This is a genomic window from Candidatus Weimeria sp. HCP3S3_B5 (genome assembly GCF_052064335.1).
Lineage (GTDB): Bacteria > Bacillota > Clostridia > Lachnospirales > Lachnospiraceae > Weimeria.
The window spans coordinates 1-19027 of the sequence record NZ_JBQHVU010000022.1 but is presented as its reverse complement, the minus strand read 5'-3'; the positions used below and the strand labels follow the sequence as shown (position 1 = coordinate 19027).

At 47.1% G+C, this 19027-nt stretch carries 17 protein-coding genes and 1 pseudogene; all 18 read right to left on the bottom strand.

What is annotated here, in order from left to right; translation table 11 throughout:
• Positions 1–30 precede the first annotated feature (30 nt).
• Positions 31–1269 carry an elongation factor Tu gene (gene tuf, locus ACTNCK_RS10000; protein WP_441082517.1) on the bottom strand — a complete coding sequence of 413 codons (1239 nt, stop codon included), beginning with the start codon at positions 1267–1269 and terminating at the stop codon, positions 31–33.
• 164 nt (positions 1270–1433) lie between these two features.
• Positions 1434–3551, bottom strand: a complete 2118-nt coding sequence (fusA, locus tag ACTNCK_RS09995; protein WP_441082515.1) for an elongation factor G — start codon at positions 3549–3551, stop codon at positions 1434–1436.
• 260 nt (positions 3552–3811) lie between these two features.
• Positions 3812–4282 carry a 30S ribosomal protein S7 gene (rpsG, locus tag ACTNCK_RS09990; protein ID WP_441082513.1) on the bottom strand — a complete coding sequence of 157 codons (471 nt, stop codon included), beginning with the start codon at positions 4280–4282 and terminating at the stop codon, positions 3812–3814.
• A 186-nt stretch (positions 4283–4468) separates the two neighbouring features.
• Positions 4469–4882 carry a 30S ribosomal protein S12 gene (gene rpsL / locus ACTNCK_RS09985; protein WP_441082511.1) on the bottom strand — a complete coding sequence of 138 codons (414 nt, stop codon included), beginning with the start codon at positions 4880–4882 and terminating at the stop codon, positions 4469–4471.
• Between the two features lie 537 nt (positions 4883–5419).
• A pseudogene (locus ACTNCK_RS09980) lies at positions 5420–6157 on the bottom strand (ABC transporter ATP-binding protein); the annotation flags it as partial.
• Positions 6158–6170: 13 nt separating this feature from the next.
• On the bottom strand, positions 6171–6950 hold the full coding sequence (locus ACTNCK_RS09975) for an ABC transporter permease (protein ID WP_441082508.1): 780 nt from the start codon (positions 6948–6950) through the stop codon (positions 6171–6173).
• Between the two features lie 809 nt (positions 6951–7759).
• Positions 7760–9121 carry an exopolysaccharide biosynthesis polyprenyl glycosylphosphotransferase gene (locus ACTNCK_RS09970; RefSeq protein WP_441082505.1) on the bottom strand — a complete coding sequence of 454 codons (1362 nt, stop codon included), beginning with the start codon at positions 9119–9121 and terminating at the stop codon, positions 7760–7762.
• A gap of 12 nt (positions 9122–9133) precedes the next feature.
• Complete coding sequence (locus ACTNCK_RS09965) at positions 9134–9610, bottom strand: GtrA family protein (protein WP_441082502.1); 477 nt, start codon at positions 9608–9610, stop codon at positions 9134–9136.
• An 8-nt stretch (positions 9611–9618) separates the two neighbouring features.
• The gene (gene glf / locus ACTNCK_RS09960) at positions 9619–10740 is read right to left on the bottom strand and encodes a UDP-galactopyranose mutase (protein WP_441082499.1); all 1122 of its coding nucleotides are present in this window, start codon (positions 10738–10740) and stop codon (positions 9619–9621) included.
• Entirely contained in the window at positions 10727–11752 is a 1026-nt protein-coding gene (locus ACTNCK_RS09955) for a glycosyltransferase family 2 protein (RefSeq protein ID WP_441082497.1), read from the bottom strand. Before ACTNCK_RS09955 ends, glf begins: the two co-directional genes overlap by 14 nt.
• Complete coding sequence (gene rfbD, locus ACTNCK_RS09950; protein WP_441082494.1) at positions 11749–12609, bottom strand: dTDP-4-dehydrorhamnose reductase; 861 nt, start codon at positions 12607–12609, stop codon at positions 11749–11751. The genes ACTNCK_RS09955 and rfbD overlap by 4 nt, the downstream gene beginning before the upstream one ends.
• Before the next feature lie 212 nt (positions 12610–12821).
• Positions 12822–14504, bottom strand: a complete 1683-nt coding sequence (leuA, locus tag ACTNCK_RS09945) for a 2-isopropylmalate synthase (protein ID WP_441082491.1) — start codon at positions 14502–14504, stop codon at positions 12822–12824.
• A gap of 16 nt (positions 14505–14520) precedes the next feature.
• Positions 14521–14799, bottom strand: coding sequence for an HPr family phosphocarrier protein (locus ACTNCK_RS09940; RefSeq protein WP_441082488.1), 279 nt, complete (start codon positions 14797–14799; stop codon positions 14521–14523).
• A 3-nt stretch (positions 14800–14802) separates the two neighbouring features.
• Positions 14803–16062: a CdaR family protein gene (locus ACTNCK_RS09935; protein WP_441082485.1), complete on the bottom strand. Its 1260-nt coding sequence runs from the start codon at positions 16060–16062 to the stop codon at positions 14803–14805.
• Positions 16043–16921, bottom strand: coding sequence for a diadenylate cyclase CdaA (gene cdaA / locus ACTNCK_RS09930; RefSeq protein WP_441082482.1), 879 nt, complete (start codon positions 16919–16921; stop codon positions 16043–16045). Before cdaA ends, ACTNCK_RS09935 begins: the two co-directional genes overlap by 20 nt.
• On the bottom strand, positions 16918–17871 hold the full coding sequence (locus ACTNCK_RS09925; protein ID WP_441082480.1) for a hypothetical protein: 954 nt from the start codon (positions 17869–17871) through the stop codon (positions 16918–16920). The genes cdaA and ACTNCK_RS09925 overlap by 4 nt, the downstream gene beginning before the upstream one ends.
• A gap of 5 nt (positions 17872–17876) precedes the next feature.
• Positions 17877–18284 carry a hypothetical protein gene (locus ACTNCK_RS09920; RefSeq protein WP_441082477.1) on the bottom strand — a complete coding sequence of 136 codons (408 nt, stop codon included), beginning with the start codon at positions 18282–18284 and terminating at the stop codon, positions 17877–17879.
• A 1-nt stretch (position 18285) separates the two neighbouring features.
• Positions 18286–18702, bottom strand: a complete 417-nt coding sequence (locus tag ACTNCK_RS09915) for a flagellar protein (protein ID WP_441082475.1) — start codon at positions 18700–18702, stop codon at positions 18286–18288.
• Positions 18703–19027 lie beyond the last annotated feature (325 nt).

The window sequence follows — 19027 nt, the reverse complement described above, 5'->3', positions numbered from 1 at the left end:
ACGGACTTTTTATTTTATGAATAATATCAATTACTCGATGACAGAAGCAACACGGCCTGATCCTACTGTACGTCCACCCTCACGGATAGCGAATGTAAGACCCTGCTCCATAGCGATAGGATGGATGAGCTCGATTGTCATCTCTACGTTATCACCAGGCATGCACATCTCTGTTCCTTCTGGAAGAGTGATGACACCAGTTACGTCTGTTGTTCTGAAGTAGAACTGAGGACGATAATCATTGAAGAAAGGTGTATGACGACCACCCTCGTCCTTTGTAAGAACGTATACCTGAGCTGTAAACTTCTTGTGGCATGTAACTGTTCCAGGAGCAGCTACTACCTGTCCACGCTCGATCTGGTCACGGTCGATACCACGGAGAAGAGCTCCGATATTGTCACCAGCCTCTGCGTAGTCAAGAGTCTTACGGAACATCTCGATTCCAGTTACTGTTGAAGTCTCAACATCCTCACGGATTCCAAGGATCTCAACAGGATCATTAAGCTTAAGAGTACCACGCTCTACACGGCCTGTAGCAACGGTTCCACGACCTGTGATAGTGAATACATCCTCGACAGGCATAAGGAAAGGCTTATCTGTATCACGCTCTGGATCAGGGATATAAGAATCAACAGTATCCATAAGCTCCATGATGCAGTCTCCCCAGTTCTTGTCCGGGTTATCAGGATCAAGAGGATCTCCGTTAGCAAGCTTAGCAGGAGCCTTATCGTCCTGAAGTGCCTGATAAGCAGAACCCTTGATGATAGGGCATCCCTCGAAGCCATACTCCTCGAGCTGCTCAGTAACTTCCATCTCAACGAGCTCAAGAAGCTCAGGGTCATCGATCATATCGCACTTGTTAAGGAATACTACGATATAAGGAACGCCGACCTGACGAGCAAGAAGGATATGCTCCTTAGTCTGAGCCATAACACCGTCTGTAGCTGCAACAACGAGGATGGAACCATCCATCTGAGCTGCTCCAGTGATCATGTTCTTAACGTAGTCAGCATGTCCCGGGCAGTCAACGTGAGCGTAATGACGCTTAGCAGTCTGATACTCAACGTGTGCAGTAGAGATTGTGATTCCTCTTTCTCTCTCTTCCGGTGCCTTATCGATCTGATCGAAGGCCTCTGCCTTATTTCCCTCTACTCTCTCAGAAAGAACCTTTGTGATAGCAGCAGTAAGGGTTGTCTTACCATGGTCTACGTGGCCGATGGTACCAATGTTACAGTGTGGCTTTGTACGCTCAAAATGCTCTTTTGCCATTGTTTATTCCTCCTATGGAAAATTTGTACGCTATGTTTTATTATAGCAAGTTTTGTTTGGGTTTGCAAGTGGAAGGTGCGAGGTATTAGGTGCGAGGTGCGAGGTCTGAGGATCTCTCACTTCTGACCTCTGACCTCTTATCTCTGACCTCTGACCTCTAACCTTTACTTCTTATCGTTTAACAGCTTCTCCTGTACGTTCTTTGGAACCGGATCATAGTGATCGAAGAACATGGAGTAATTTCCACGTCCCTGTGTCATTGAACGAAGAGCTGTTGAATATCCGAACATCTCTGCAAGAGGAACGAAAGCCTTTACCATCTTTCCGTTTCCGCCTACATCGTCCATTCCCTCGACACGGCCACGTCTGGAGTTTACATCTCCGATAACGTCACCCATGTACTCCTCAGGCATTGTGACCTCAACCTTCATGATAGGCTCGAGGATAACAGGTGAAGACTTCTTCATTGCTTCCTTGAAGCACATGCTTCCTGCGATATGGAAGGCCATCTCTGAGGAATCGACCTCATGATATGAACCGTCGTATACAGTAGCCTTTACTCCGACAACAGGATATCCTGCAAGTATACCAGCCTTCTCTGCCTCAGCAACACCGTCTCCGATAGCCGGAATATATTCCTTTGGAATAGCTCCGCCGACAACGGCGTTCTCGAATACGAGATTCTCCTCTGTGTTGGCATCGAGTGGCTCGAACTTGATCTTACAATGTCCGTACTGTCCACGACCACCGGACTGCTTTGCATACTTGTATTCCTGATCGACAGGCTGTGTGAAGGTCTCCTTGTAAGCAACCTGAGGCTCACCTACGTTTGCCTCTACGTTGAACTCTCTCTGGAGACGGTCAACGATGATCTCGAGATGGAGCTCACCCATTCCAGCTATGATGGTCTGACCTGTCTCTTCGTTTGTATGCGCTCTGAATGTAGGATCCTCCTCAGCAAGCTTTGAAAGAGCATCTCCCAGCTTCTGCTGACCTTCCTTTGTCTTCGGCTCGATAGCGAGCTCGATAACAGGATCAGGGAATTCCATGGACTCAAGGATAACCGGATGCTGCTCATCGCAGATAGTATCACCTGTTCCTGTCTCCTTTAATCCTACTGCTGCTGCGATATCTCCTGAGAAGACCTCGTCGATCTCCTTCCTCTTATCAGCATGCATCTGAAGAAGACGTCCTACACGCTCCTTCTTATCCTTTGTTGCATTGAGTACGTAAGAGCCTGCCTTACATGTTCCTGAATAAACACGGATGAATGCAAGCTTTCCTACGAACGGATCTGTCATGATCTTGAATGCAAGAGCTGAGAACGGCTCGCTGTCAGATGACTTTCTTGTCACCTCGTTGCCGTCTAAGTCTGTTCCGGTGATATCCGGTACATCTACAGGTGAAGGCATGTACTCGATGACACCGTCAAGGAGCTTCTGGATTCCCTTGTTCTGATGTGCAGAACCGCAGAATACAGGCACAGCATCATTGGCGATAGTAGCACGACGGAGAACCTTCTTCATCTCATCGACGGTAGGCTCTGTACCCTCAAGGTACTTCTCCATCAGGTCATCATCAAGATCACAGATCTGCTCTACGAGCTTGGTGTGCCACTCGGCTGCCTCATCCTTCATATCATCAGGAATCTCACCGATGGTGATGTCTGTTCCTGTGGCATCATTGTAGATGTATGATTCCATCTCGAAAAGATCGATGATTCCCTTGAAGTAGTCCTCTTTTCCGATAGGAAGCTCTACTACTACAGGGTTCTTTCCGAGCTTTGTATGGATCTCTGATACTGTGTTAAAGAAATCAGCACCAAGGATATCCATCTTGTTTACGAAAGCCATACGAGGAACGTTGTAGGTGTCAGCCTGACGCCATACGTTCTCTGACTGAGGCTCAACGCCTCCCTTTGCGTCGAATACTCCGACTGATCCGTCGAGTACTCGAAGAGAACGCTCAACCTCTACTGTGAAGTCTACGTGTCCCGGAGTATCGATGATATTGATACGATGCTCAAGGGCACCCTTCTTCGGCTTTGCGTGATCCTCCTCTGTCCAGTGACAGGTCGTCGCCGCAGAGGTAATGGTGATTCCTCTTTCTCTCTCCTGGTCCATCCAGTCCATTGTGGATGTTCCCTCGTAGGTCTCACCGATTTTGTAATTTACACCGGTATAATACAGGATACGCTCTGTAAGAGTGGTCTTTCCTGCATCGATATGAGCCATGATACCGATGTTCCTGGTCCTTTCCAGTGGGTATTCTCTTGTAGCCATTTTTTCTCCTAATAAAATACAAGCCAGTCTAATAAGGAAGTTCTCTTCGCTAAATTCAAGCTTCGCTTACGCTTGCTTTCATTAACAAGGAAGCTGTCTTCGTTAAGCTCGAACTTCGTCTTCGACTCGTTCTCGCTAACAATGAAGTTCTGCTCGCTAAGCTCAAGCTGCGCCTACGGCTTGCTCTCGCTAATCTCACAGAACGACCTCGCATAGGATTCAGACTTCGCTATCGCTCGTCTTCATCTCTATGCTTTCGGTCAGAATCTGTAATGAGCGAATGCCTTATTAGCATCTGCCATTCTATGCATCTCTTCCTTACGTTTCACTGCTGCGCCTGTATTGTTAGCAGCATCCATGATCTCGCCTGCAAGACGATCTACCATGGTCTTTTCGCTTCTCTTACGTGAGAAAAATGTAAGCCATCTGAGTCCTAATGTCTGTCTTCTGTCAGGACGGACCTCGATAGGTACCTGATAGGTAGCTCCACCGACACGTCTTGCCTTAACCTCGAGGACAGGCATTACATTATTCATGGCTTCTTCAAAAACCTCGAGAGCCGGTTTTCCGGACTTCTCTGCAACCTTATCGAATGCTCCGTATACGATCTTCTGGGCTATGCCCTTCTTGCCGTCGAGCATTACATTGTTGATGAGCTTGGTAACTACCTTTGAGTTGTAGATAGGATCCGCAAGCACATCTCTCTTAATTGTATGTCCTTTACGTGGCACGTCTGCTTCCCTCCTTAACCATTGGGATAATAACAAATCTTTTGGTCAATTCATCGGTACTCACATATGAAAATATGTGTAAGTGCTATATATCTCTGAGATAAATGCTAACACTAACTTTCAGATGTAAAATACTTCCGAGTGTCTGCTCTGTTCTGGTGTGTCCGGGCCTGCCGGACTTATGCCTTACTTCTTAGGGCGCTTTGCACCATACTTTGAACGAGCCTGCTTTCTGTCAGCAACACCGGCAGTATCAAGAGTTCCACGGATGATATGGTATCTGGTACCCGGAAGGTCCTTGACACGTCCGCCACGAACTAATACAACAGAGTGCTCCTGAAGGTTGTGTCCCTCACCAGGAATATAGGATGTAACCTCGATTCCGTTTGAAAGACGAACTCTGGCAATCTTTCTCATTGCTGAGTTAGGCTTCTTAGGAGTGGCAGTCTTTACGGCTGTGCACACACCACGCTTCTGCGGTGAAGCTGTGTCTGTAGGACGCTTCTTCAGAGAATTGAAGCCGTGCTGAAGTGCAGGGGCTGTTGACTTCTTGAACGATGTCTGTCTGCCCTTTCTCACTAACTGGTTAAATGTTGGCATTTATTTCACCTCCTGTAAAAAATTTTGCGAATTACGCAAGCTTTCATATCATAGCACGTTGGGGTAGGGATGTCAAGAGGGAGGGGAGGGACTAGGGGCTAGGGGCTAGGCATTAGGAACTAGGGACTAGTAAGATGATCCCCCCACTCAAGACTCCACGCTAACCACTAACCCCTATACCCTATACCCTAAATCCTAAACCTCTCAGTCGTCACTATCGCCCGTTGCCTGCTGCTCCTCCTCTGACGGGAATGTTGCGTCCCGCTCGATCGCATCCTCCTCGGCTGCTGCCTGCTTCATGGCCTGCTCCTTTGTAAGAACGCCTTCCTTTTCCTCTATCTCCTTTATGACATCAAGATAGATCTGATACTTATTCTTCGGTATATCAAGGGCTGCCATTGCCGCCTCATCTGTCAGGTCAAGGTTATTCGTCATCCTTATTATATCCCGTGCCTTGGTAGCTCTGGCTGCACGAAGCTTCTTTGCCCTGTTCTTTCTGGCCTGCTCCTCGCGCTTGGCTATCTCCTCAGGATCCTCCTGGGTCATCTGCTCATATATAGGAGCTATATCATTTATATCCCCGAAGCATTTCAGATGGCCGTGATCTAATATCATGGCCTTGTTGCATATGCGGCGAACCTGTTCCAACGAGTGTGAGACGAAAAGCACTGTGACGTTTCCGTCAAACATGCTCATTATCTTGTCTTCTGATTTCCTGCGGAACTTCTTGTCTCCGACTGAGAGCACCTCGTCAAGGATCAGTATATCAGGATTTACTGCCGTGCAGATCGCAAATCCCAGACGGCTCTTCATACCTGATGAGTAGTTCTTGACAGGAACCTCTATGAAGTCTCTGAGCTCTGCAAAGTCTATTATCTCATCAAACTTCGATTCTATGAATTCCTTTTTATATCCAAGAATTGAGCCGTAGAGGTAAATATTTTCTCTTGCCGAATACTGGGGCTCAAAACCGGCTCCGAGCTCGAGCAGGGGCGCAAGCTTTCCCTTTCTCCTGACAGTCCCTGTGGTCGGATGGTATACTCCGGCGATCGCTTTTAAAATAGTGGACTTCCCGGCACCGTTAAGCCCAAGTATTCCCAGCCTGTCTCCGGGATACAGTGAGAAGCTCACATCGGAAAGAGCCCAGAACTCGTCCTTTTTCATCTTCTGATGATGAGCGAAAAGGTTGATAAAATAGTCTTTTAATGTGTCGTGCATTTCCTGGCTCAGATTGAATTTCATCCCCAGATGAGACACCTCTAGTGTAGGTTCCATAGGTTTTCCTCTATCAAAGATGTAAAATAAACTCGTCCTGCTTCTTTTTCATTGCTACAAATCCAATCACAAAGCATACCAACCCGAAAAGCATCGGATATCCGTATTCCCAGAAAGGATTGCTGTAGTGCATCAGGCCTCCTCTGAACAGGTCTATTATGCAGTAAAGAGGATTCAGATGCAGAAGCCACATCAGATGATGCTCTGCTATACGCTCTACCGGATAGAAAATCGCCGACAGGTACATGATTATCATCAGAAGCACATTCCACAGATACTCTATATCGCGGAAGAAAACATCGAGTACCGACAGGATCATGCCTACACCGACTGTTATGATAAGAAGCATCACTATTGCCGGGATAAGCTTCCACATCCTAAGTGACGGACCAAGGTGAGAAACTATCATTACCGGTATCAGTACTATTAGCGAAATCAGGTAGATCACGAAATTATAAAGTACATTTGAAAGCGGATAAAGGTATTTCGGCACATAGACCTTCTTAATCATACTGGCATTGCTCCGGATTGCCTTGCTCGCTCCCTTGGTCCCGTTCTGAAAGAAGGTATAGGTCAGACGTCCGCACATGATATAGGTCGCAAAGGTAGGGTCCTTTAGTCTGTCAAACAATGCTCCGAATACCACAACCAGAACCGCGGTTGTCATGAGAGGCTCGATAAGAGACCATACGATCCCCAGATAGCTCTTTCTGTATTTTAGTCTGATTCCACGTTTTACGAGCTCGCTTAAAAGAAAGCGGTAATCGTAAAATCCCTTGATGTATTTTTTCATTGATGGCCTTTCTTGTGCTGAGGGGTGAGGTGCGAGGTGCGAGGTCTGAGGTGCGAGGTCCGAGGCCGAAAGCTTGTAGGCGAGAGCAAGCCAAAGGCGCAGCTCAAGCCACAAGCGAGGCCGCTGTCTGAGATTAGCAAGAACGAGTCGAAGACGAAGTTCGAGCTTAACGAAGACAGCTTCCTTGTTAATGAGGCCGAAAGCTTCGAGATGAGAGCAAGCCAAAGGCGAAGCTCGAATCCGAAGCGAGGTCGTTCTCTGAGGCTGAAAGCATAGAGATGAAGACGAGCGATAGCGAAGTCTGAATCCTATGCGAGGTCGTTCTTTGAGGCTGAAAGTTTCGAGATGAGAGCAAGCTAAAAGCGAAGCTCGAATCCGAAACGAAGCCGTTCTTTGAGATTAATGAGAGCGAGCCATAGGCGAAGCTCGAATTTAGCGAAAAGAACTTCCTTAGCAAACAGGCGAAGCTCGAATTTAGCGAAAAGAACTTCCTTAGCAAACAGGCGCAGCTCGAATTTAGCGAAAAGAACTTCCTTAGCTGATAAGCGAAGGTCGAACCTAGCGAAGAGAACTTCCTTGTTAGCGAAAGCAAGCCGCAGGCGCAACTTGAGCTTAGCGAGCAGAACTTCCTTGGAACAAGGTCTGAGGTGCGAGGGGCGAGGTCCGAGGAGTGAGGTTTTAGTTGAAATAACAGGTATTAACTATACCCTAATCCCTATACCCTAATTTCTCTAACCTCTCACCTCTTACCTCTTACCTCTAACCTCTCACCTCTAACCTCTCACCTCTTACCTCTAACCTCTCACCTATCACCTAACTTTCCCACTCTCATCCACTCCCTCGGTGCTCTCCTTCTGGAACACTACCCTGAGGGTCAGCAGAATAAGCTGCAGATCCAGAAGGATCGATGCCTTCTGCACATATATCATGTCGAATTTCAGCTTGTCATAGGTTGTTGTATTATACTTGCCGAAGACCTGGGCATATCCTGTAAGCCCGGCCTTCACAGAGAGTCTGAAATCGAATTCCGGGACCCTCTGGCAGTACTCCTCGTGGATCTCCGGTCGCTCAGGCCTCGGCCCAACGAAGGACATATCGCCCTTTAGAATGTTGAAGAACTGAGGTATCTCGTCTATTCTGGTCTTTCGGATCAGACGCCCTATAGGTGTGATACGGTCGTCATTTTCAGATGCAAGCCTTGCACCTGTGTTCTTCTCTGCGTCCACTATCATGCTGCGAAACTTTATCACCATAAATTTCTTCTTATGGATAGTATAACGCTCCTGCTTGTAAAAGACCGGTCCCTTGTCATATGAGTGGATCATCACGGCGACGACGATCATGACAGGCGAGGTAAGGATTATCCCTATCAAGGCAAGGATAATATCTATAGTCCGCTTGGCAATCCTCTGTGCCAGTGAAAAGCCTGTATTCCTTGACAGATAAAGCGGCGAATCAAACAGGTTCAGCTCCTCTGATTCCTTGACTATTATGTCCGAAATCTTCGGAGTGAAGTATACTCTTTTTCCTCTGTCAAAGCAAACCTTAAGGATCCTGTTCTTAAGCTCCGACGGCACATCATTTATAAGTACAGCATCGTACTTGTCGATCCGCTCTACTATCTTTGTGAATGGTGCTGTGTCCATCACTGTCTCCGCGATCACATATTTGTCGCGGCGAAGTCCCATCTTGTGATCGAGATTATTCACATGCTCACCATGTATCTGGAGCATCTGATAGGGCGGAAATATCCTCCTGTAGAGCCAGGTCAGGAAATAGGTGACTATGAACAGTATCAGCACGTCACCAAGGAAAAGCTCCAGATAGGCCACTACAATACCCGGTACCAGCCGTCTGTAACCGACCATCATTACCGTAAAGACCATCATAAGGAAGTTTACGATAAACGAGGCCAAAGCGCAGCCGATCGAGGCATGGGATATCCTGCTGACTCCGATCTCATATCCGCCGAATCCATGAATAAAAAAGATCGCTATGACCATATATATGACGATCATAGTTGTGCCGCCGAGTGTCAGGAAAGGTCTGTCCAGAAGTACATTGAGCCATTTCTCCCAGACAAAGGCGAACATAACCGTGACCACCATAGTAATGACTATATTGGAAATAATGCGGTAAAGCCGCTTCATGTTTTCCATCCTGTTATTCATAAAAGAGGTCCACTATTCCTTCCTGAATACAAATATCTTGGAGAATACATAGTTTAATGATACGACGACCACCTGAGCCACGATCTTTACCGGCATGTTGGGCAGATGTATAAGTCCTATGAATACTCCGAGCATTATCTCCTCTATGCCGAGAGTAAGCACCCTGCCGACGCAGAAGGTCCCCAGCTGATAAAAGAAAGCAAATACACCCGGCGCATGGTTATAGAAAACGAACCTCCGGTTTGTTATAAAGGCGAAGGCCGTTGCAAAGATCCATGAAAGGGCATTTCCGATAAGGATATTCCAGTGGAATGGCTCTGTAAACAGCCAGTATGTAAACAGAGATATGATAAAGGTACCCAGCCCGAATATTCCATACAGCATGAGTTCTTTATATTTATGGTATAGCGGCTCTACCCGTCGGCTCTTAGGATGCCTAGTGAAAATACGCTCGAAGAGACGGTCAAGCATGTCTGCCGGTTTTAGCATTTTCTACCTCACAGGATCTGCCCGGATAGCGAAAGAGCCTCCGCGATCACCTGATCCATATTGTAATACTTATAGCCTCCGAGTCTGCCTCCGAAATATACTCCCTTCTTTTCCTCTTCCTTTGCCCTTCCGGCATATTTCTGATAGAGGGCATTGTTTTTCTGGTCGTTTACCGGATAATATGGCTCTGCACCCGGCTTCCATTCAGAAGAATACTCTCTTGAAATTATTGTCACAGGCTGCTTTCCGAAATTGAAATGCTTGTGTTCTATGATCCTGGTATATGGAACATCGGCTGAAGTATAGTTTACGACTGCATTTCCCTGGAAATTATCCACAGGAAGCTCCTCTGTCTCGAAGCGGACACTCCTATACTCCAGAGGACCATAACAGTAGTCAAAATACTTATCGATGGGTCCTGTAAATATCAGTCTGTCATATTCTATCTGAGTGCCGTCACTCAAAGCATTTTTCTTCCTGAAATCGAAGAAATCCTGCCCTGTATAGACATCTGCTCCCTTTAAAAGCTTTTCTACCATGGCTGTATATCCGTCTACCGGAATCCCCTGATAGCGGTCAGAAAAATAATTATTGTCATAGATGAAACGGAGCGGAAGTCTCTTTATGATAAATGCCGGGAGCTCTGTGCAGGGTCTGCCCCACTGCTTCTGGGTGTAGCCCTTTATAAGCTTCTCGTAGACATCCCTTCCGACAAGCGAGAGAGCCTGCTCCTCAAGGTTCTTCGGGTTCTTTATATCAAGATCCTTTATCTGCTCGGCAATCTTTGCCTTTGCCTCGGCAGGCGTCCTGATTCCCCACATCCTGCTGAATGTGTTCATATTGAATGGAAGATTATAGAGCTCATCCCCATAGATAGCGACCGGAGAATTGATATAGTTATTGAACTCTGCAAACCGGTTCACATATTCCCAGACCTCGCGGTCACTTGTGTGGAAAATATGGGCTCCATAGACATGGACATCTATATCAGAAACCTTCTTTGTGTAGACATTGCCTCCGATATGGTCTCTCTTCTCAAGAACAGCCACTGTCCTGCCGCTGTCAAGAGCCTCTCTGGCATATACCGCTCCGAAAAGGCCGCTTCCTACTATAAGATCATTGTACTTCATTGTTCTCCTTTAAAATACCCGTTTTTTCGTATTCCTTCATAGCCATAAGCTGCTCCTCCTCCCATTCATCGAGAGGATAATAATCTATCGAGCAGACCTCTCTGGCTATCCTTCTGAAATAGCTGTCCCTGAAATATCCCCTGTCCTCGACAAGTCTCATCCTGTAAAAGCACTCAAGGGCATAGAATACATAGACCTGCTCTAAAAACCACTGTGGATCCTCATGCTTCTTAAGAAGCTTCCTCATCCTGGAAAAAGCCAGACACATAGTCATCTGCCTTTCCAGCACATCAAGGCCTATGACACCGTCATCCCCAGACAGCTGATCGGTCGCAGAGCCCTTCCTGACCTGATAATGATAGGTTCTTGCCGGGTTGTAGCGAATCGAGCTGCAATGGAGGGCGTATTCCAGAACAAAGAGCTGGTCCTCACGATAATAGCAGTCCTCGTCAAACCTCAGACCGTATTTGTCGATTATACTCTTTTTGAAGATTTTATTCCATACATATCCCTGATAATTTTCCATTAAAAAGAGACGGCAGAGGAAATCCTCCTGATCGATAACCCTGATCCCGCTCTCGCACGTCTCTCCTATCACTTCTCCGTTATCAGATATATCGTAGCCGCTTATGCCAAGCTCCACAGGAATTCTGGCAAATCCTTTGCTCTTAACCTCCTTCGACGGAGTAGCTATCGTTGCGATAAGAGTACCCAGATAGCCCCTTGAGACCCGGTCATCTCCATCAGAAAAGACGATATATTCGCCGCTTGCCGCCTCAATACCAGCATTCCTGGCGGCAGAGACTCCCTTGCCACTTCTCATCAAAGTCTTAATACGCTCATCTGACTGGGCCAGGTCTCTGGCAAGGCTTATGGTGTCATCATCTCCGTCCTCAAGCACTATTAATATTTCAAAAAATTGAAATGGCTGTCCGAGGAGGTCACCAACGATCCCGGGCAGCTCTTCTGCAATACCGAATGCCGGTATTATAACACTTATCAGTGGTTTCATAGATTAAGATATTCTTTCAATGCTTCCTGCCAGGTCTTCATCTTAAATCCCCCTCCCTCTGGAGCGATCAGAGAAAGCATCTGGTCGCCCAGAACTGAATAGGCTGGCCTTCTTGCGGACTGCGGGTTCATCCTCTCGTACTCCTCCGAGGAAATATGCCTTACCCTGGTTGTCCTTCCGCTAAGTCTGAAGATCTCCTCAGCGAAATCCGCCCATGATGTCTGTCCAGTGCATACTCCGTGATAGAGGCCGTACTGCTCCGTTCGTTCGAGAAAATGTATCATCCTGGCCAGCTCTGCTGCGCTTGTAGGACAGCCAACCTGATCATCCACTACAGAGACCTCATCATGGGACTCTGAAAGCCCAAGCATAGTCCTTACGAAGTTCTTGCCATCCCCATAAAGCCAGGCCGTACGGATGATGAAATACTTATGGCAGAGCTCGCTTACGTATTTTTCTCCCATAAGCTTGGACCGTCCGTATGCGCTGACCGGACATGGCGGATCACTTTCCACATAGGGTCTGTTCCCGCATCCGTCAAACACATAGTCTGTCGAAATGTGGATAAGCTTTGCGTCAGCCTTCTGGGCTGCGATTGCTAGATTTCTAGGACCAACCGCATTTATCCTGCCGGCAAGATGGGTATTCCTCTCGCAGCCATCGACATCTGTGTATGCAGCACAGTTAATGATCACATCCGGCTTCTCATCGGAAACCCTCTTTAGCACAGCATCGAGATCCTCGATAGCCATATCTGAATGAGCCACTGAGATGATCTGCGCCTCGTCATTCGCATACTCATTCCTGACAGCCCGTCCGAGCTGCCCATCCGGCCCTGTTAACATTATTTTACGCATCGTAAAGTTCCTCGTGTATATCTGCTTTCGCCTGTTTGCTAAGGAAGTTCTCTTCGCTAGGTTCGACCTTCGCTTATCAGCTAAGGAAGTTCTTTTCGCTAAATTCGAGCTTCGCCTATGGCTCGCTCTCATTAATCTCAAAGAACGGCTTCGTTTCGGATTCGAGCTTCGCTTTCAGCTTGCTCTCATCTCGAAACTTTCAGCCTCGCACCTCAACCTAAATCTCTCTCCTTCTCCACCATCCGGTTCAATGCTGAGAATATACCTCTGATCGAGGCTCTGGTAATATTTGACGAAAGTCCTACTCCGAAGCTGATGTTCTCTGTACGAGGATTCTGAAGCTCAATATAGGCTGCTGCCTTTGCATGTGAGCCTACTCCGAGTGAGTGCTCTGAATAGTCTACAAGAGTGAAATCAACCTCCGGAACGCACTGCTTGATTGCAGTCTTCACCGCATCGACAGGTCCGTTTCCATCAGCCTCAGAATGGAAGGCCTCTCCGTTGTATTTGAAGTCGAGTGAAACATGAGTATCTTCGTCCTCAGTATTATCATCGATATCCACAAAGTCAAGCGTAAACGGTTCCTTTTTCTCAAGGTATTCCCTCTTGAACTCCTTCATGATACGCTCAGGCTTCACCTCTCCGCCTTCCTTCTCGCTGATATCCTGGATCACATCTGCAAACTCTCTCTGCATGACCTTAGGAAGCTTGTAGCCGTATACCTTGTCCATCACGAATGCGACACCGCCTCTTCCTGACTGGCTGTTGATACGGACTACAGGCTCGTACTCCCTTCCTATGTCTGAAGGATCGATAGGCAGATAAGGAACCTGCCAGATCGTAGAATTCCTCTCGCGCAGTGCCTGCTCGCCCTTATTGATCGCATCCTGATGTGAGCCTGAGAAGGCCGTAAATACAAGGCTCCCAGCATATGGATGTCTAGGATCCACTGTCATCTTGGTGCATCTCTCGCAGACCTCTGTGATCTCCTTGATATCTGAAAGCTCAAGTCCCGGATCAACGCCCTGCGAAAACATATTGTAGGCTATATTTAAGATATCGACATTTCCTGTCCTCTCACCGTTTCCAAGCAGGGTACCCTCTATACGGTCTGCTCCCGCAAGAAGTCCGAGCTCCGCACAGGCAATACCTGTACCACGGTCATTATGAGGATGGAGAGAAAGGATGACATTGTCCCTTTCATCGAGATGCTTATCCATCCACTCTATCTGATCCGCATAGACATTAGGAGTATTCATCTCAACAGTAGCAGGGAGATTTATTATGACAGGATTGTCAGTCGCATGATCCCATTCATGGATCACTGCATTGCAGACCTCTGCTGCATAATCTACCTCAGTTCCGGTAAAGCTCTCAGGAGAGTACTCAAGCCAGAGATTGCCGTCATACTTCTTCATGCCTTCCTTTACCATCCTTGTGCCATCTATGGCGATCTGCTTTACGCCCTCCTTATCCTTATGGAAGACTACATCCCTCTGCAGAGTAGAGGTAGAATTGTATATATGGAAGATAACATTCGGGATCCCCTGGATAGCCTCAAAGGTCCGGTCTATGAGGTTCTGTCTGCACTGGCAGAGTACCTGCACCCTGACATCGTCAGGAATCCTGTTTTCTTTTACAAGCTTGCGAAGAAAATCATACTCGATCTGTGAGGCAGCTGGAAACCCGATCTCTATCTCCTTGAAGCCGAGCTTTAAGAGGAGCTCGAACATCTCCATCTTCTCATCGACATTCATAGGCTCTACGAGCGCCTGATTACCGTCTCTTAAGTCCACCGAGCACCAGATCGGATGACGTGTGATCTCTTTATCCGGCCAGGTCCTTTCCGGGAAGCTTAATACAGGGTTCTTCACATAGTGCTTGTAATTCATCATAGCTATTATCTCCTTCCTACAGCCTCTCCCCAAGGCCATCCATTATCATTGGTACGAGCTTATGCATCGCTTCCGCCTCATCCTCTCCACTGCATATAAGGTTTATCCGGTCTCCTTTCCTGATACAGGCGCCCAGAACTGACAGGATGCTTTTCGCATTAGCCTCACCCCGTTCTCCCGGACCGTATCTGAAGGTCACACTGCATTTGAACCTCATCGCCTCCTGACATAGCATTCCGGCAGCCTTTAGATGCAGGCCTGTTGGGTTTACGATTGTCAATTTATGACTTAGCATTCCTTATTCTCCTTCCTCTGTCTCCTTTTTCTCAAGGGTTATCGAAACAGCAGCATTCTGCTGCTTCACGCCATCAGGCAGGTCTATAGTAACCTTCACCTTATGAGTACCCTCCGAAAGCCCCGACACGTCAACCGAACCCGTGAGCTCGGATTCACTTATACTGTCAAGCTTGTTTTCGTACCCAGACAATACCACTGATACGGCCTCCGTGTCAAATGTCGCGTCAAGATCATCCGATATATTCCTGATCTTCAGGTTCCCGGTTGAGACGTTAAATGTCTTGTCAGCTATTGAATCTATATCTACTGTAACCGTCGCCTTTCCCTTTGTAGAATCTACAAGCTTTATCTTCTTTGGAAGATAGCTCGAGATATCGACCGTCGTCTCGAAGTTCTGATCTGAATCCGCAAAGCCCAGATCCGAGAATGGTATGGTGATCCGCGATATTGTATTCATGTCATCAGGGCTTCCCTGGATATCTATGTGATCCGGAGAAACCCTTATATCGTTTACAGACAGGCCCGAAGGAAGATCCTTATTAGCCGGAGTAGTCACCTCTATCGGTACGCTCTTTACCGAATCCATAGTGACATTGATCTTTACAGTCGAGATCGAAAGAGTGAGCCTTGTGGTATTTATCTCCTTTCCATCACTGTCGAAGAAGGTAGGCACCACATTCTCAGATACATTCGTGCTGATACCGTCCACATCGGCCACAGCCTCGACATGGTCTATCTTTTTTACTATGCTTGCCGGTCCCTCAGCTGTGATCACATTAGGCGATACGTCTATGTTCTTTACTGCATAGCCCTCCGCCGGATTGCCATCATAGGAGCCTGTTATCACAAACTTCTTGGACTGTTTTTCTCCTACCTCGACCTGGAGGTAGTGTGTAGCTCCTATCACGTTCACCGCTCTGGGATAGGTCACACAGGTGATCTGTATAGGCACCCTGCCCTTGTCATCCAGATAATTGAGATCTGCAGTAGCGACGAAATCACTGTTTGAGAGGCGGTCCATTATCGTTCTCTTTGCGCTGACACGAAAGGTGACGGACATATTGGAATCGGCCACCGATATATATTTGCCCTGCTCGCTCACAACCTCCTGATTCTCAAGAGAGATCTTTGCAGTGAAATTGCGCTTTTCATTCGGATCATCCACATTTACGATCGCAATCCAGAGTATTATGGAAAGAACAATAGCGAGTATCTTTAAGCCCCAGTTCTTGGTAAGAAAGTCATTTATTTTCTGCTTCATCTGATGACCTCCTCTCGCTCTTCTTTTCTTCATCTACAGAATTCTTCTTCTGGATGCTCTTTAAAAGCCTTGTAAGCTGTTCGCTGCTTATATCGTGGCGCAGCTTTCCTCCAACTGTCACCGATACAGCTCCGGTCTCCTCCGATACTACTATAGTCACTGCATCGGAAACCTCCGATATGCCAAGGGCTGCTCTGTGCCTTGTCCCAAGGTCCTTGGATATGGTCATATTGTCAGATAGCGGCAGATAACATGTGGCAGATACCACCCTGTCTCCTGAAACCAGGACAGCTCCGTCATGCAGAGGCGTGTTCTTCTCAAAGATATTTATTAGCAGCTGCCTCGAAAGAATAGCATCTATAGGGATACCGGTCCTCTCGTATTCGGATAGTCCGGTCTCCATCTCTATTACTATAAGTGCTCCGGTCTTTACGGCGCCCATATCGTAGCAGGCCTTGACCAGATCATTTAGGGTATGGTCTGAAAAACGCTGGTTTGAATTCTTCGAAAAGCCACTGGCAAGTACCCTAAACAGATTATTCCTTCCGAGCTGCTCCAGGGCCTGTCTCATCTCCGGCTGGAAAACCACGACTATAGCGATTATCGCGACATTCAGAAGCTTCTCGCCCAGCCACAGGATAGTATTCATCTGCAGCAGTGCTGCAAAGGCAAAGAAGGCCACGATCACAAGGATACCCCGTATCAGCATGAAAGCCCTTGAATTCTTCAGCCAGACCAGAATCTCATAGATGAAGAAGGCTATGATTATGATCTCTACGATATCAATGACACGTATCGTAGGAAATGTCAGGTCGAAATTGGCCAGAAAGCCATTCATCCTGTCAATAAAAGCCGTCATGTATCCACCTCCTTGTCATCAGGCTCATCAGGCCCCTGAGGGCTTATCTTCTTTATTTCCTTATCTTCCTCGGCAATGTGGATCTTTGGTACTGCCGTCACATAGTAATAATAATCGTCATCCTCAAACTGGACCCTTTCCACCCTTGAGAAATCAAGATTCCTGAAAAGAAGGGCGCAGACGATACCAAGCATTATGCTGATCAGATCTCCTGCGACCATAGAAAGCATGGCCGGACCTGTCCCGAAGAACATAAGGCCCCCGAACTCAATAAGCATCTGCGCTACGGCACCGCCTATCACAGCGATTATCCAGGAATAAGTGGTCTTCAAGTTCTTAAGAGTGCATACCGAAAGAAAAAGCGCTATCATCGAGAATATAAAAAAATAAAATCCGCTGCCCGATACCATTGACGAAAGCAGATCGAAAGCTCCCGTGCCGTCAGCACCTTCCGTGATAGACGGGACCGCATCATGCACAGTCTTCAGATAATATGCAATGACTCCGCCCCCAATAACAGAGGTCACGTCATGGTAGCCTCCGAACAGCCCTGCCGCCATAGGTCCGACATATGGCACAAAGATTCGGTAAAGTATTGCCATTCCTGGCAGAAGAGTATATGATCTCGCCTTGTATGAATAGCAGAAAAGATAGGCAAGAGCGAACATTATGAAGACCATTATCCCGATAGACTGGGAAAGGGAGAGGACCTGCAGCACCTGATATATGACAAGCATGACTGCCACGCCCGAGGACGGAAGAAAGAATCCTGCTACCGTAAGCAGGGCCTTCACTGGTAAAGAGGACAGGAGAGATGAATATCCGAATGATGATGATATAACAGCTACTCCGAGAAGAGTCCAGATCGCTCTCAGGATCTTTCTCAGCACATTCTCATTCCTGATTATGAAATTACTTACATGGCTCCTGACCGCCAGATCTACCTTCATTGCACTTACCTGTGGCTTTTTTGGTCTTCCTTTTCATAAATAGCAGACAGCTGCTGCATATCCTTGTCCTGACTGCGGACAGTATTACTGTATCTCTCGTATCGCTTAAGATTCCTGTGCCTTTCATATCGCAGAAAGAACAGCATGAAAAACAGATAGCCAAGCAATCCCGAAAAAAGCAGGACTTCGATCGTAAACCTTCTTACCGGGATCACGAACCATGAAAATACAGCCGCTGAGACGATTGAGAAGACAAGGAAAAAAAGAATGCTTCCGAAGAAGAAGCTCCTGACTCCGTAATAGGAGACAAAGGACTTCCTGTCGAGTCCGTCAGCCGTCTGTATCCTGTAACCTGTCCTTTTCTCTCGGATTGCCATACGGGTCATGATCCTGACCCTGTCCTGATCTATCAATTCAGATATCCTGCTTTCCCATAAATCTCATCGCGTCCCTCTCGGTCTTTCTCTTATGTGGTACTGCTGTCACCGGTTTCTTGTACATGCTATCCAGATCCTGGGCCATCGCGTTCTTACAGTTATTACAGAAACGTCCTGTCCTTATCGGAGCGCCGCACTTCTCACAGTAAAAGGTGACTCCGGACTCTCTCGAGAATTCCAGTCTCTCTTCTCTGACCCACTGCTGTATCTGATTTATAGAGACACTATTCTCCTCAGAGACCTGATTCATACTGGCTCCCGGATTATCCCTGATATAGTCTCTTACCTGTTCAAAAAGCTTCTCCTGCTCTCTCTTGCAATTATCACAGATAACAGGGCCCTCCCCGCTATACTGGAATATCCTGCCGCATTTCCTGCAATTGCGTATATCCATCTTATCACCCTTTCTCCATGTATTATTCTCCTGTGCAGATAAATATACCGCAGACCTTCACTGCTCCAGCCCCTAGCAGAGCTCCTGTCGCAGCATCCATAGTAGCACCTGTCGTATATATATCATCGCACATAAGCACTTTCTTTGATTTTACAACAAAATCGTCTGCTTGAAAAGCATTTTTGAGATTCTTTCGCCTTTCCTCAGGTGAAAGGTTACTATTCACAGAAGAACTGAATGCATCACAAGTAAAGCGGAGGATCTTTCCTTCGCTTTACTTGCTGTTATTCCGTTTTTGTTCTCATTGTTGGGATTTATGAAAGAT

Coding starts and splice junctions, on each gene's coding strand:
- tuf (WP_441082517.1), bottom strand. CDS start 1,269: ATGGCAAAAGAGCATTTTGAGCGTACAAAGCCACACTGTAACATTGGT.
- fusA (WP_441082515.1), bottom strand. CDS start 3,551: ATGGCTACAAGAGAATACCCACTGGAAAGGACCAGGAACATCGGTATC.
- rpsL (WP_441082511.1), bottom strand. CDS start 4,882: ATGCCAACATTTAACCAGTTAGTGAGAAAGGGCAGACAGACATCGTTC.
- ACTNCK_RS09975 (WP_441082508.1), bottom strand. CDS start 6,950: ATGAAAAAATACATCAAGGGATTTTACGATTACCGCTTTCTTTTAAGC.
- ACTNCK_RS09970 (WP_441082505.1), bottom strand. CDS start 9,121: ATGAATAACAGGATGGAAAACATGAAGCGGCTTTACCGCATTATTTCC.
- ACTNCK_RS09965 (WP_441082502.1), bottom strand. CDS start 9,610: ATGCTAAAACCGGCAGACATGCTTGACCGTCTCTTCGAGCGTATTTTC.
- glf (WP_441082499.1), bottom strand. CDS start 10,740: ATGAAGTACAATGATCTTATAGTAGGAAGCGGCCTTTTCGGAGCGGTA.
- ACTNCK_RS09955 (WP_441082497.1), bottom strand. CDS start 11,752: ATGAAACCACTGATAAGTGTTATAATACCGGCATTCGGTATTGCAGAA.
- rfbD (WP_441082494.1), bottom strand. CDS start 12,609: ATGCGTAAAATAATGTTAACAGGGCCGGATGGGCAGCTCGGACGGGCT.
- leuA (WP_441082491.1), bottom strand. CDS start 14,504: ATGATGAATTACAAGCACTATGTGAAGAACCCTGTATTAAGCTTCCCG.
- ACTNCK_RS09940 (WP_441082488.1), bottom strand. CDS start 14,799: ATGCTAAGTCATAAATTGACAATCGTAAACCCAACAGGCCTGCATCTA.
- ACTNCK_RS09935 (WP_441082485.1), bottom strand. CDS start 16,062: ATGAAGCAGAAAATAAATGACTTTCTTACCAAGAACTGGGGCTTAAAG.
- cdaA (WP_441082482.1), bottom strand. CDS start 16,921: ATGACGGCTTTTATTGACAGGATGAATGGCTTTCTGGCCAATTTCGAC.
- ACTNCK_RS09925 (WP_441082480.1), bottom strand. CDS start 17,871: ATGAAGGTAGATCTGGCGGTCAGGAGCCATGTAAGTAATTTCATAATC.
- ACTNCK_RS09915 (WP_441082475.1), bottom strand. CDS start 18,702: ATGGATATACGCAATTGCAGGAAATGCGGCAGGATATTCCAGTATAGC.